13 protein-coding genes are annotated in these 12,793 nt (G+C 64.1%); 8 read left to right on the forward strand and 5 right to left on the reverse strand.

The annotated features are described in order from the left end of the window. The first annotated feature begins 181 nt into the window (after positions 1-181). The 7 genes from ABZO33_RS11155 to pdxJ all read left to right on the forward strand — a co-directional run bounded on the left by ABZO33_RS11155 (position 182) and on the right by pdxJ (position 7,836). Complete coding sequence (locus ABZO33_RS11155) at positions 182-1,588, forward strand: DegQ family serine endoprotease (RefSeq protein WP_414536341.1); 1,407 nt, start codon at positions 182-184, stop codon at positions 1,586-1,588. A gap of 271 nt (positions 1,589-1,859) precedes the next feature. Continuing rightward, positions 1,860-3,659 (forward strand): translation elongation factor 4, encoded by a 1,800-nt coding sequence (gene lepA / locus ABZO33_RS11160; RefSeq protein WP_038705563.1) that lies wholly within the window; start codon positions 1,860-1,862, stop codon positions 3,657-3,659. A 5-nt stretch (positions 3,660-3,664) separates the two neighbouring features. After that, positions 3,665-4,519, forward strand: coding sequence for a signal peptidase I (lepB, locus tag ABZO33_RS11165; protein ID WP_414536071.1), 855 nt, complete (start codon positions 3,665-3,667; stop codon positions 4,517-4,519). Between the two features lie 160 nt (positions 4,520-4,679). Beyond that, positions 4,680-5,369, forward strand: a complete 690-nt coding sequence (gene rnc / locus ABZO33_RS11170; RefSeq protein WP_023630413.1) for a ribonuclease III — start codon at positions 4,680-4,682, stop codon at positions 5,367-5,369. Then, positions 5,362-6,264 (forward strand): GTPase Era, encoded by a 903-nt coding sequence (gene era / locus ABZO33_RS11175; protein WP_031315023.1) that lies wholly within the window; start codon positions 5,362-5,364, stop codon positions 6,262-6,264. The genes rnc and era overlap by 8 nt, the downstream gene beginning before the upstream one ends. 103 nt (positions 6,265-6,367) lie before the next feature. After that, complete coding sequence (gene recO / locus ABZO33_RS11180; RefSeq protein ID WP_414536072.1) at positions 6,368-7,051, forward strand: DNA repair protein RecO; 684 nt, start codon at positions 6,368-6,370, stop codon at positions 7,049-7,051. Positions 7,052-7,113: 62 nt separating this feature from the next. After that, complete coding sequence (pdxJ, locus tag ABZO33_RS11185) at positions 7,114-7,836, forward strand: pyridoxine 5'-phosphate synthase (RefSeq protein ID WP_414536342.1); 723 nt, start codon at positions 7,114-7,116, stop codon at positions 7,834-7,836. 128 nt (positions 7,837-7,964) lie between these two features. Here pdxJ and ABZO33_RS11190 read toward each other — a convergent pair whose 3' ends face one another. Beyond that, a complete protein-coding gene (locus tag ABZO33_RS11190; protein ID WP_414536073.1) occupies positions 7,965-9,350 on the reverse strand; it encodes a heavy metal sensor histidine kinase in 1,386 nt (461 codons plus the stop codon). Beyond that, positions 9,347-10,021, reverse strand: coding sequence for a heavy metal response regulator transcription factor (locus tag ABZO33_RS11195; RefSeq protein WP_414536074.1), 675 nt, complete (start codon positions 10,019-10,021; stop codon positions 9,347-9,349). Before ABZO33_RS11195 ends, ABZO33_RS11190 begins: the two co-directional genes overlap by 4 nt. Positions 10,022-10,297: 276 nt before the next feature. On the opposite strand from ABZO33_RS11195, the gene ABZO33_RS11200 reads away from it, so the two are divergent. Beyond that, positions 10,298-10,501 carry a hypothetical protein gene (locus tag ABZO33_RS11200; protein ID WP_414536075.1) on the forward strand — a complete coding sequence of 68 codons (204 nt, stop codon included), beginning with the start codon at positions 10,298-10,300 and terminating at the stop codon, positions 10,499-10,501. 70 nt (positions 10,502-10,571) lie between these two features. Here ABZO33_RS11200 and cmoB read toward each other — a convergent pair whose 3' ends face one another. From cmoB to ABZO33_RS11215, 3 genes are all read right to left on the reverse strand, one after another. Then, positions 10,572-11,528 (reverse strand): tRNA 5-methoxyuridine(34)/uridine 5-oxyacetic acid(34) synthase CmoB, encoded by a 957-nt coding sequence (gene cmoB / locus ABZO33_RS11205; protein ID WP_414536076.1) that lies wholly within the window; start codon positions 11,526-11,528, stop codon positions 10,572-10,574. Next, positions 11,525-12,268 (reverse strand): carboxy-S-adenosyl-L-methionine synthase CmoA, encoded by a 744-nt coding sequence (gene cmoA, locus ABZO33_RS11210; RefSeq protein ID WP_414536077.1) that lies wholly within the window; start codon positions 12,266-12,268, stop codon positions 11,525-11,527. The genes cmoB and cmoA overlap by 4 nt, the downstream gene beginning before the upstream one ends. Before the next feature lie 89 nt (positions 12,269-12,357). Further along, positions 12,358-12,750 carry a protease inhibitor I42 family protein gene (locus ABZO33_RS11215; RefSeq protein WP_414536078.1) on the reverse strand — a complete coding sequence of 131 codons (393 nt, stop codon included), beginning with the start codon at positions 12,748-12,750 and terminating at the stop codon, positions 12,358-12,360. Between the last annotated feature and the right edge of the window lie 43 nt (positions 12,751-12,793).

Genomic DNA, 12,793 nt, shown 5'->3' on the forward strand with positions numbered 1-12,793 from the left:
TCTTGTTACACAGAGCTGACATGAAATTAAGGCATTGTCATTTGCAATCCTGCCGCAAATTTTCTATAGGTCAGGCTTCTCGGAGTCTGGCCTTTCCTGCGTCTGCGGGAACCTTACTGCTAACTACGCTCGTTGTGACGGGAGCCGTATGTCAATACCACGCTTGAAAACCTACCTATCGATGTTCGCTGCCGTGCTGATGCTCGGCCAGGTGCTCAGCGCCCAGGCCGAGGAGTCCCTGCCGGACTTCACCACCCTGGTCGAGCAGGCCTCGCCGGCGGTGGTCAACATCAGTACCAAGCAGAAACTGCCGGACCGCCGCGTCGCCGCCGGGCAGATGCCGGACCTGGAAGGCCTGCCGCCGATGTTCCGCGAGTTCTTCGAACGCAACATGCCGCAGCAGCCGCGCTCGCCCCGCGGTGATCGCCAGCGTGAAGCGCAGTCGCTGGGGTCGGGCTTCATCATTTCCAATGACGGCTACGTGCTGACTAATAATCACGTGGTAGCCGACGCCGACGAGATCATCGTCCGCCTGTCCGACCGCAGCGAGCTGCAGGCCAAGCTGGTAGGCACCGACCCACGCACCGACGTGGCCTTGCTCAAGGTCGACGGCAAGAACCTGCCGACCGTCAAACTGGGCGATTCGGAAAAGCTCAAGGTCGGTGAATGGGTGTTGGCCATTGGTTCGCCGTTCGGCTTCGACCACTCGGTGACCAAGGGTATCGTCAGCGCCAAGGGCCGCACGCTGCCCAACGATACCTACGTGCCGTTCATACAGACCGACGTGGCCATCAACCCGGGCAACTCCGGTGGCCCGCTGTTCAACATGAAGGGCGAGGTGGTGGGTATCAACTCGCAGATCTTCACCCGTTCCGGCGGCTTCATGGGCCTGTCGTTCGCCATCCCGATCGACGTGGCGATCGATGTGTCGAACCAGCTGAAGAAAGACGGCAAGGTCAGCCGCGGCTGGCTGGGCGTGGTGATCCAGGAGGTCAACAAGGACCTGGCCGAGTCGTTCGGCCTGGACAAGCCGGCCGGCGCCCTGGTGGCCCAGGTCCTGGAAAACGGCCCGGCAGCCAAGGGTGGCCTGCAGGTGGGCGACGTGATCTTGAGCATGAATGGCCAGCCGATCGTCATGTCCGCCGACCTGCCACACCTGGTGGGCAGCCTGAAGGATGGCGAGAAAGCCAAGCTTGAGATCATCCGCAATGGCAAGCGCCAGAACCTGGATGTGACCATCGGCGCATTGCCCGAGGATGACGCCGACATTGGCATGGGTGCGGGTGCCGATGGCAGCGCCGAGCGCAGCAGCAACCGTTTGGGCGTATCCGTGTCCGACCTGACCGCCGAGCAGAAGAAATCGCTGGAGCTCAAGGGTGGCGTGGTCATCAAGGAAGTCCAGGATGGCCCGGCAGCCATGATCGGCCTGCGTCCAGGCGACGTGATCAGCCACCTGAACAATCAGGCTATCGCCTCGGCCAAGCAGTTCACCGAAATTGCCAAGGACCTGCCGAAGAACCGTTCGGTGTCCATGCGCGTGCTGCGCCAGGGGCGTGCCAGCTTCATCACCTTCAAGCTGGCTGAATAAGCTGGATGAACGGTAGGAAAAGGGCAGCTTCGGCTGCCCTTTTTCGTGAGCAAGCAGGAGTAAAGGTCCTGCGTGGGAGCGGGCTTGCCCCGCGATATTGTCAGATCAGGAAGCAATTTCATCTGATCGGACGCCATCGCGGGGCAAGCCCGCTCCCACGCTAACCGATAGGCAGGTGACAAGGGTTCTCCCATATCCCTCCGGCTTGAGGTACAATTCCCGGCTATTTTTCGGCGGGCGTCCGGCTCGCAGCCTTTTCGAGTGTTGACCCGTGAGTGATTTGAGTCATATCCGCAATTTCTCCATCATCGCCCACATCGACCATGGCAAGTCGACGCTGGCCGACCGTTTCATCCAGATGTGCGGTGGCCTGTCGGCGCGCGAAATGGAAGCCCAGGTCCTCGATTCCATGGACCTTGAGCGCGAACGCGGTATCACCATCAAGGCCCACAGCGTCACGCTGCACTACAAGGCGCAGGATGGCAAAACCTACCAGCTGAACTTCATCGACACCCCCGGCCACGTCGACTTCACCTATGAAGTCTCGCGCTCGCTGGCGGCATGCGAGGGCGCGCTGCTGGTGGTCGATGCCGGCCAGGGCGTCGAGGCGCAGTCGGTGGCCAACTGCTACACCGCCATCGAGCAGGGCCTGGAAGTCATGCCCGTGCTGAACAAGATGGACCTGCCCCAGGCTGACCCGGACCGCGTCAAGGACGAGATCGAGAAGATCATCGGCATCGACGCCACCGACGCCGTGGCTTGCAGTGCCAAGAGCGGCATGGGCGTCGACGAGGTGCTCGAGCGCCTGGTGCACACCATCCCCGCGCCGACCGGCGAGATCGACGCCCCGCTGCAGGCGCTGATCATCGACTCCTGGTTCGACAACTACCTGGGCGTGGTCTCGCTGGTGCGTGTGCGCCAGGGCCGGGTCAAGAAGGGCGACAAGATCCTGGTCAAGTCCACCGGCAAGGTGCACCTGGTCGACAGCGTCGGTGTGTTCACCCCGAAACACACCCAGACCGCTGACCTGAAAGCCGGTGAAGTGGGCTTCATCATCGCCAGCATCAAGGACATTCACGGCGCGCCGGTCGGTGACACCCTGACCCTGTCCAGCACCCCGGAAGTCGAAATGCTGGCGGGCTTCAAGAAGATCCAGCCACAGGTTTACGCAGGCTTGTTCCCGGTCAGCTCCGACGATTTCGAGGACTTCCGCGACGCCCTGCAGAAGCTCACGCTCAACGACTCGTCGCTGCAATACATGCCGGAAAGCTCCGACGCCCTGGGCTTCGGCTTCCGTTGCGGCTTCCTCGGCATGCTGCACATGGAGATCATCCAGGAGCGCCTGGAGCGCGAATACGACCTGGACCTGATCACCACCGCGCCAAGCGTGATCTACGAGCTCGAGCTCAAGACCGGCGAGACCATCGTCGTCGACAACCCATCGAAGCTGCCGGACGTCTCGTCCGTCACCGACTTCCGCGAGCCGATCGTCACCGCGACCATCCTGGTGCCGCAGGAGCACCTGGGCAACGTCATCACCCTGTGCATCGAGAAGCGTGGCGTGCAGCGCGACATGCAGTTCCTCGGCAGCCAGGTGCAGGTGCGCTACGACATGCCGATGAACGAAGTGGTCCTGGACTTCTTCGACCGGCTCAAGTCCACCAGCCGCGGCTACGCGTCGCTGGACTACCATTTCGACCGCTACCAGTCGGCCAACCTGGTCAAGCTGGACGTGCTGATCAACGGCGACAAGGTCGATGCCCTGGCCCTGATCGTGCACCGCGACAACGCCGCCTACAAAGGCCGTGCGTTGACCGAAAAGATGAAGGAACTGATCCCTCGGCAGATGTTCGACGTGGCGATCCAGGCAGCTATCGGCGGCCAGATCATCGCGCGGACAACCGTCAAGGCGCTCAGAAAGAACGTACTGGCCAAGTGCTACGGTGGCGACGTCAGCCGTAAGAAGAAGCTGCTGGAGAAGCAGAAGGCCGGTAAGAAACGCATGAAGCAGGTGGGTAACGTGGAGATTCCACAGGAAGCCTTCCTCGCTGTGCTCAGGTTGGATAGCTAGGTCCTATGTCGCTAAATTTCCCGCTGTTGCTCGTCATCGCCGTTGCCGTCTGCGGTCTGTTGGGTCTGATCGACCTGCTGTTCCTGGCCCCGCGCCGGCGAGCGGCGATCGCCAACTATCAGGGCAGCGTCAGCCAGCCCGAAATGGCCGTGGTCGAACGCCTGAACAAGGAGCCGTTGCTGGTTGAGTACGGCAAGTCGTTCTTCCCGGTGCTGTTCATCGTGCTGGTGCTGCGCTCGTTCCTGGTCGAGCCGTTCCAGATCCCGTCGGGGTCGATGAAGCCGACGCTGGAAGTGGGCGACTTCATCCTGGTGAACAAGTTCTCCTACGGCATTCGCCTGCCGGTGCTCGACAAGAAGGTCATCGAGGTGGGTGATCCGCAGCGCGGGGATGTGATGGTGTTCCGCTACCCGAGCGACCCCAACGTCAACTACATCAAGCGTGTGGTTGGCCTGCCGGGCGACGTGATCCGCTACACCGCCGACAAGCGCCTGTTCGTCAATGGCCAGGCGATTGCCGAGCAGCTGGTCGGCAGCGAGCCGGGCACCCTGGGCAGCGCCGAGCTGTACAAGGAGAAGCTCGGTGAAGCCGAGCACCTGATCCGCAAGGAAATGACCCGCTATCGCATGCCGCCGGACCAGCAATGGACCGTGCCGGCCGGTCACTACTTCATGATGGGTGACAACCGCGACAACTCCAACGACAGCCGTTTCTGGGATGATCCGAACATTCCCAAGGAACTGCACGGCATGGTTCCGGATCGGAACATCGTCGGCAAGGCCTTCGCGGTCTGGATGAGCTGGCCAGAGCCGAAACTCAGCCACTTCCCGAACCTGTCGCGGGTCGGGCTGATCCATTGAGTAACGACGGCGCTGTCCACGGACGGCGCCGATTGCATTTCTGACATAGGCTGTGTTCTCAGGGAACGAGGCTTTCGCCGTTGCCGGCGTCTGACCACAGTCAAACCGTCTTTCAGGATGTTGATTTGAACAACGCGTTGAACATTGCCGGGGTGGCCCCATGAGTGGTTCCCTTGCACGCCTGGAGCGCAAGCTCGGCTACACCTTCAAGAACCAGGACCAGATGCTGCTGGCCCTGACCCATCGCAGTTACGCCGGGCGCAATAACGAGCGCCTGGAGTTCCTTGGCGATGCCATCCTCAACTTCGTGGTCGGCGAGGCGCTGTTCGAGCGTTTCCCGCAGGCGCGTGAAGGCCAGTTGTCGCGCCTGCGCGCACGCCTGGTCAAGGGCGAGACCCTGGCGCGGCTGGCCCGCGGCTTCGACCTGGGCGAATACCTGCGCCTGGGCTCGGGCGAGCTGAAGAGCGGTGGTTTCCGTCGCGAGTCGATTCTTGCTGACGCCCTCGAGGCCCTGATCGGTGCGATCTACCAGGACGCCGACATGCAGACCGCACGCGAGCGGATCCTCGCCTGGCTGACCGACGAGTTCGATGGCCTGACCCTGGTCGACACCAACAAGGACCCCAAGACGCGCCTGCAGGAGTTCCTGCAGTCGCGTGCCTGCGAGTTGCCACGTTACGAAGTGGTGGATATCCAGGGCGAACCGCACTGCCGGACCTTCTTCGTCGAATGCGAAGTGGTCCTGCTGAACAAGAAAAGCCGCGGCCAGGGCGTGAGCCGGCGTATCGCCGAGCAGGTCGCCGCCGCCGCCGCATTGATCGCCCTGGGCGTGGAGAATGGCAATGACTGAGAATACTTCGACCCGCTGCGGCTATGTGGCCATCGTCGGTCGCCCCAACGTGGGCAAGTCCACGCTGCTCAACCACATCCTCGGCCAGAAGCTGGCGATCACCTCGCGCAAGCCGCAGACCACCCGCCACAACATGCTCGGCATCAAGACCGAGGGTGACGTGCAGGCGATCTACGTCGACACCCCCGGCATGCACAAGGCCAACGACAAGGCGCTGAACCGCTACATGAACCGCAACGCCTCGGCGGCCCTGAAGGACGTCGACGTGGTGATCTTCGTGGTCGACCGCACCAAGTGGACCGACGAAGACCAGTTGGTGCTGGAGCGCGTGCAGTACGTGACCGGCCCGCTGATCATCGCGGTCAACAAAACCGACCGCATGGAAGAGAAGGCCGAGCTGATCCCGCACCTGCAGTGGCTGCAAGAGCAGCTGCCGAACGCCGAAGTGATGCCGATTTCCGCGCAGCAGGGGCACAACCTTGAAGCGCTGGAAGCACAGATCGCCAAGCACCTGCCCGAGAACGATCACTTCTTCCCGGAAGACCAGATCACCGACCGTAGCAGCCGCTTCCTGGCCGCCGAGCTGGTGCGCGAGAAGATCATGCGTCAGCTCGGTGCGGAGCTGCCGTACCAGATCACCGTGGAGATCGAGGAGTTCAAGCAACAGGGTCATGTGCTGCACATCCATGCGCTGATCCTGGTTGAACGCGACGGCCAGAAGAAGATCATCATTGGCGACAAGGGTGAGCGCATCAAGCGCATCGGCTCCGAGGCGCGCAAGGACATGGAAGTGCTGTTCGACTCCAAGGTCATGCTCAACCTGTGGGTCAAGGTCAAAGGCGGCTGGTCCGACGACGAGCGCGCCCTGCGTTCGCTGGGCTACGGCGACCTGTAAGCCTCAAACCCTGCTTTTGCTCCTGTGGGAGCGGGCTTGCCCCGCGATGGCGATCGCGGGGCAAGCCCGCTCCCACAGGCATTTCTGGTATCGAGAGATCCGAATGGACCAACCCACCCCCCAACCCGCCTACGTGCTGCATAGCCGCGCCTACAAGGAAACCAGCGCACTGGTGGACTTCCTCACCCCCCAGGGGCGGGTGCGAGCGGTGCTGCGCCGGGCGCGGGGCAAGGGCGGCAGCCTGGTGCGGCCGTTCGTGCCGCTGGAGGTGGAGCTGCGCGGGCGCGGCGAGTTGAAGAACGTCGGCCGCCTGGATGCCGTCGGCATTGCCGCCTGGTTGCACGGCGACGCGCTGTTCAGCGGGTTGTACCTCAATGAGCTGCTAATGCGCCTGCTGCCCGCCGAGGCGCCGCACCCGGCGCTATTCGAGCACTACACCCTGACCTTGCAAGCCCTGGCCGCCGGGCGTGCGCTGGAGCCATTGTTGCGCTCCTTCGAATGGCGCCTGCTGGATGAGCTGGGTTATGCCTTCACCCTGGACCATGACGTCAACGACAGCCCTGTGGTCGCCGAAGGCCTTTATCGCCTACAAGTGGACGCGGGCCTGGAGCGGGTCGAGCTGTTCCAGCCCGGGTTGTTCAAGGGCAGCGAGCTGCTGGCCCTGGCCCAGGCCGACTGGGAGGCGCCCGGCGCCTTGCTCGCCGCCAAGCGCCTGATGCGCCAGGCACTGGCGGTTCACCTGGGGCCCAAGCCATTGGTCAGCCGGGAACTGTTTCGCAAGCGCTGAGCACGACGTATGCTGTGGCCCTCAACTTTCAGGAGTGCCCCTTCGTGACTCACAGCAACCGCATGCTTCTCGGTGTCAATATCGACCACGTGGCGACCCTGCGCCAGGCCCGGGGCACCCGCTATCCGGACCCGGTCAAGGCCGCCCTGGACGCCGAGGAAGCGGGTGCCGACGGCATCACCGTGCACCTGCGCGAAGACCGCCGGCACATCCAGGAGCGCGACGTGCTGCTGCTCAAGGACGTGCTGCAGACCCGCATGAACTTCGAGATGGGCGTCACCGAAGAGATGATGATGTTCGCCGAGAAGATCCGCCCGGCGCATATCTGCCTGGTGCCGGAAACCCGCCAGGAACTGACCACCGAAGGCGGCCTCGATGTGGCCGGTCAGGAAGCGCGGATCAAGGCGGCGGTCGAGCGTCTGTCGCGCACCGGCGCTGAGGTGTCGCTGTTCATCGATGCCGATGAGCGGCAGATCGAGGCCTCGCGCCGTGTCGGCGCGCCGGCTATCGAGCTGCACACCGGCCGTTACGCCGATGCCGAGACGCCGACCGAGGTCGCCGAGGAGCTCAAGCGCATCGTCGATGGCGTGGCGTTTGGTGTTGGCCAGGGCCTGATCGTCAATGCCGGTCATGGCCTGCATTACCACAACGTCGAGGCCGTGGCCGCGATCAAGGGCATCAACGAGCTGAACATCGGCCATGCGCTGGTGGCCCATGCGTTGTTCGTCGGCTTCAAGGCCGCGGTGGCGGAGATGAAGGCGCTGATAATCGCCGCTTCGCGCTGATTCTCTGACCGCCTGCACCGGCCTCATCGCCGGCAAGCCGGCTCCCACAGGTACTGCGTAGCACTCAAGGCCAGTGCGATCAGTGTGGGAGCCGGCTTGCCGGCGATGAGGCCGTTGGCATCAACCACTTACTCCGCTCGAAACACCAGAGTGAAGCTGGTAGGACCCAAAGGGCTGCTCCTCACCTCGACCCGCCCACCATGCAATTGCATGATTGACTTGACGATTGCCAACCCCAGCCCGGTTCCGCCCTCCAGCCGTGAGCGCCCGGCGCCTGCCCGGTAGAAGCGTTCGAACAGGTGCGGCAGGTGCGTTTCCTCTATCCCTGTGCCCTGGTTCTGCACCCACACGGCAATCTCGTCGCCCAGCCGCTCGATACCCACGGCCACCGGCTTGCCCTGCGGACCATGGCGGATTGCATTACTCAGCAGATTGGACAGTGCGCGCTGGAACATCAGTTTGTCTGCCAGCGCCGTTCCCCAACCCTGCAGGTGCAAGGAAATGCCCTTGAGCTCGGCGCTGAAGGCAAACAGCTCGCTCACCCGGGCCACTTCGTCCGCCAGCGTCACTGGCGCCAGTGCCACCTGGGTCTGTGGCTGGCTGACCTGGGCCAGGAACAGCATGTCGTTGATGATGCGGTTGAGGCGGGTCAGCTCCTCGACGCTGTCTTCGAGGGCTTCGCGGTACTTGTCGCCGTCACGCTCGCGGGCCAGGGTCACCTGGGCCTTGCCCATCAGGTTGCCGATGGGTGTGCGCAGTTCGTGGGCCAGGTCGTCGGAGAACTGCGACAGTTGGCGCACGCCCTGGTCGAGTCGGTCGAGCATGACGTTGATGGCACGGGCCAGGTCTGCCAGTTCGGCGGGCAGGCCCTCGTCCGGCAGGCGATGTTCCAGGTCCTGGGTCGAGACCTGCCCGGCGATCCTGCGGAAATGCCGCAGCGGGCGCAGGCCGCGCTGCACCAGCTTCCAGGCGGCGATGCCGATCAGCACCAGCAGCAAAGGCAGGGCCAGTAGCGTCGAGTGCAGATAGGCTTGCAGCAGGCTGTTGTCGTCGCTGCGGTTGAGCGACATCAGCACCTTGACCGGGGTGTCGTCGCGCAGGCGCATCAAGCGGCTGGCGGTGAGTATCTGATTATCGCCGTCGTCGCGCCAGGCATGGAAGGTCAGCCGGTCGTCCGCTTCCAGGTTCAGCAAGTGCTGGGACTGCATGGCCGGGCCAAGGCTGAGCAGCGCCGGATGGCGGCCATTGACGGCCAGCACGCTGAGGCTGAGGTTGTCATGGCCCATGACCAGGTCGAGCAGGGGGTGGGCGCGGGCGCTGAGGTCGTCGCTGCGCAGGTCCACCCGCAGGTTGTGCTCGACCTGCTGCATCTTGCGCGCCAGGTCCTTGCGCGCCCGGCTGTCCAGTTCATGGTCGAGGGCAAATACCGCCAGGCACGCCAGCAGCAGCACCAGCGCCGCGCCCAGCAGGGTGACGCCCAGGCCCAGGCGCAACGACAGGCTGGGGCGCTTCACGTCCGCGCCTCGAGCACGTAGCCGACGCCGCGCAGGGTGTGGATCAGCTTGTCGTCGAAGGGGTCGTCGATCTTCGCCCGCAGGCGGCGGATCGACACCTCCACCACGTTGGTGTCGCAATCGAAGTTCATGTCCCACACCAGCGAGATGATCTGCGTGCGTGACAGCACCTCGCCGCTCTGGCGCATCAACAGGTGCAGCAGGGCGAACTCCTTGGCGGTCAGGTCGATGCGCTGGCCATCGCGCCAGGCGCGGTGGCGGCCGGGGTCGAGCTCGAGGTCGGCGACCTTCAATGTGCTTGGCTGCAGGCGCTGGTCGTTGCGCCGGAGCAGGCTGCGGATTCGCGCCAGCAGCTCGGGGAATTCGAACGGTTTGAGCAGGTAGTCGTCGGCGCCCAGGTCCAGCCCCTTGACCCGATCGGCGAGACGGCCGTGGGCGGTGAGCATCATGATCCGCGTGGACGATTCGGCGCGCAGGCGCTGCAGCACGCCCCAACCATCGAGCCCGGGAAGGTTGACGTCGAGGATCACCAGGTCGTAGGGCTGCTGGCGGGCCAGGTGCAGGCCGTCGGTGCCGGTGTAGGCGCAGTCGACCACATAGCCGTTCTCGCGCAGGCCTTGCTGCAGGTAGTCAGCGGTACGGGGTTCGTCCTCGATGATCAGTAGGCGCATGGTCGGGCTCTGTGTGGAAAGGGGGCGATTCTCGACCCTGTAGTGACATCAGGGTCAAGCGGTGAGGATGTTACTGGATGCGAATGGCGATAAGAGAAGGATTGCTGATTTGTAATCTGTGGGTCATATGGACGACAGGCTTGTCGCAATCGCGGGGCAAGCCCGCTCCCACGCGGTTCTGCGGGGATTTCAGGACTGTAATGTTCGCCTCACCTTGGCGTTAGCTGCCGCTTGCGATGATGGCCCTGTCGAAACGGTTATCACGAGGCAAGCACGATGAACCTGACCAAATACCTGCTGCTGGCGATCCTCGCCATGGGCAGCACCAGCGCTTTCGCCGAAGGTGGCGCGGAGCGTTCGAAGCAGTTCTGGCAAGCCTTCCGCGAGGACCAGGCGCGTCTGCATGGCGACAAGCAGCAGGCCGTGGTCGAGCGTGAGCGCAAGGCCGAAGAGAAGGCCCGCGAGCTGGCCAAGGATTGAGCTCCACACACCTGCGTCGTCACAGCTCCTCGGCGCAGGTGAGCCTGGGCGCCCAAACGGGCGCCTTTTTTTACTTGCGCGCCAGCAATGTGGCGCGGCGTGGCGCCGGCAGGCCTTCGATGGTCTTGCCGTGGTCGTTCGGGTCGAGGAAGTCGCCCAGTGACTGGTAGCGCATCCACTCGGTGCTGCGTTGTTCCTCGACGCTGGTGACGCTGACATCGACACAGCGCACATCGCTGAAACCGGCGCGGCGCAGCCAGCGCTCCAGGGCCGGCACCGACGGCAGGAACCAGACGTTGCGCATCTGCGCGTAGCGGTCCTCGGGCACCAGCACCTGGTTCTCGTCGCCCTCGATCACCAGGGTTTCCAGCACCAGCTCGCCACCCTTGACCAGGCAGTCCTTCAGCGCCAGCAAATGCTCGATGGGCGAGCGGCGGTGGTAGAACACGCCCATGGAGAATACGGTGTCGAAACCTTCGAGGTTGGCCGGCAGCTCTTCGAGGGCGAACGGCAGGTGCCACGCCGGTAAATCCGGCAGGTACTGCTGAACGGCCTGGAACTGGCAGAAGAACAACCAGTTGGGGTCGACGCCGATGACCATGTCGGCGCCGGCGCCGAGCATGCGCCACTGGTAATAGCCGTTACCGCAACCCACGTCGAGCACACGCTTGCCCTTGAGGTCCAGGTGCGGGCCGACCCGCGACCATTTCCAGTCCGAGCGCCATTCGGTATCCACATGCACGCCGAACAGGTCGAACGGGCCCTTGCGCCAGGGCGACAGGCCCATCAGCGCCTGGCGCATTTGCGCCCGGGTGGTGGCGTCGCAGGCGCAGTCCAGGCGCAGGCCGTCGACCAGGTCGATTTCGCTCGGGGTCAGCTGCGGCAGTGCGTCGAGGGCGCCGCGCCAGCGATCGAGGTCGCCATGGCCTTTTTCCAGCTTGCTCTCGAGTTGCGCCTGCAGGCCTTGGGACCAGCTGGCAAGGGGCGTGCCCGCCAGGCGGCGGACGAGGGGAGACAGATCAATCATGGCAGGGCTATCAGCGAGGCGAAGTTGAGGCATTGGAACCAGGGCACGACCTTGGAGAAGCCGGCGGCGCGCAGGCGCGCTTCATGGGTTTCCAGGGTGTCGGGTTTCATCACGTTCTCGATGGCGCTGCGCTTCTGGGCGATTTCCAGTTCGCTGTAGCCATTGGCACGCTTGAAGTCCAGGTGCAGTTCGTTGAGCAGGTCCTGCTCCTGGGCGTCGGTGAAGCGCAGTTTCTCCGAGAGAATCAACGCGCCGCCCGGCAAAAGTGCCTGGCGGATGCGGGCAAGCAGGTCCAGGCGCTGCTCGGGAGCGACGAACTGCAGGGTGAAGTTCATCGCCACCACCGAAGCCGGCTCGAAGGGCAGGGCGAGAATGTCGGCCTCCAGCACCTGCACCGGCAGCAACTCCTGGAACATCGAGTCCTGGGCGGTGAGGTACTGGCGGCAGCGCTCGACCATGGCCGCGGAGTTGTCCACCGCGATCACCCGGCAGCCGTCCGTGCGCACATGGCGGCGCAGGGCTTGGGTCACCGCGCCCAGCGAGGCGCCGAGGTCATACAGCGCGGAGTTCGGCTGGGCGAAGCGCGCGGCCAGCACGCCGAGGTTCTCGACGATGGTCGGGTAACCGGGCACCGAGCGCTTGATCATGTCCGGGAACACCTGCACCACGTCTTCGTTGAAGACGAAGTCGGGCACCTGCTCCAGGGGTTGGGCGAATAGGCGGTCGGGTTGTTTGCTCACGGTGGGTCCAGGCGGCTGGCAATCTACAGGGGCGGCATTCTAGCCAAACCACGGCAAGCTTGCATGACTGGCTGACCGGCGCCGTTCGCTCAGTTGACCCGAATGGCGCAATCGAAGGTCTGTACCGGACGTACTTCCGGGGCCCAGGGCTGCTGGTAGACCAGGATCAGGTGGCCCTCACCGGCGGCCTTGGCCTGGAAGCGCCAGCTGGACAGGCCGCCGCTGCCGACGATGCCGGCTTGCTCCGGAGAGCTGTAGACCTCGGGGCCAAGGCTGCGCAGGATCTCCGAAGCCGGGTTCTGCACCAGCCAGCGGTAGCCGGTGGTGGGGTTGCTGGGCAGGGTGAGGGTCATGCTCTGGCCGACGACCAGACGCTTGGGGCACTCGCTCTCGCCGTCCAGTTCGACGGTGCGTTGCGGGTGCTGGGCGCAGGCGGTGAGCAGGGCGAGGCCCAGGGGAACGAGCAGACGAGGGAGGCTCATATTGGCTCCGGAGGCTGGAATGGCCTGAGGATAACCGAAGTTG

This window comes from Pseudomonas sp. CAM1A, from assembly GCF_047501685.1.
Classification (GTDB): Bacteria; Pseudomonadota; Gammaproteobacteria; order Pseudomonadales; family Pseudomonadaceae; genus Aquipseudomonas.

Excerpts from the sequence above, each read along its gene's own strand:
- ABZO33_RS11215 (WP_414536078.1), bottom strand. The coding sequence starts at position 12,750 with ATGAGCCTCCCTCGTCTGCTCGTTCCCCTGGGCCTCGCCCTGCTCACC.
- ABZO33_RS11200 (WP_414536075.1), top strand. The coding sequence starts at position 10,298 with ATGAACCTGACCAAATACCTGCTGCTGGCGATCCTCGCCATGGGCAGC.
- rnc (WP_023630413.1), top strand. The coding sequence starts at position 4,680 with ATGAGTGGTTCCCTTGCACGCCTGGAGCGCAAGCTCGGCTACACCTTC.
- ABZO33_RS11155 (WP_414536341.1), top strand. The coding sequence starts at position 182 with ATGTTCGCTGCCGTGCTGATGCTCGGCCAGGTGCTCAGCGCCCAGGCC.
- lepB (WP_414536071.1), top strand. The coding sequence starts at position 3,665 with ATGTCGCTAAATTTCCCGCTGTTGCTCGTCATCGCCGTTGCCGTCTGC.
- era (WP_031315023.1), top strand. The coding sequence starts at position 5,362 with ATGACTGAGAATACTTCGACCCGCTGCGGCTATGTGGCCATCGTCGGT.
- cmoB (WP_414536076.1), bottom strand. The coding sequence starts at position 11,528 with ATGATTGATCTGTCTCCCCTCGTCCGCCGCCTGGCGGGCACGCCCCTT.
- ABZO33_RS11195 (WP_414536074.1), bottom strand. The coding sequence starts at position 10,021 with ATGCGCCTACTGATCATCGAGGACGAACCCCGTACCGCTGACTACCTG.
- pdxJ (WP_414536342.1), top strand. The coding sequence starts at position 7,114 with ATGCTTCTCGGTGTCAATATCGACCACGTGGCGACCCTGCGCCAGGCC.
- recO (WP_414536072.1), top strand. The coding sequence starts at position 6,368 with ATGGACCAACCCACCCCCCAACCCGCCTACGTGCTGCATAGCCGCGCC.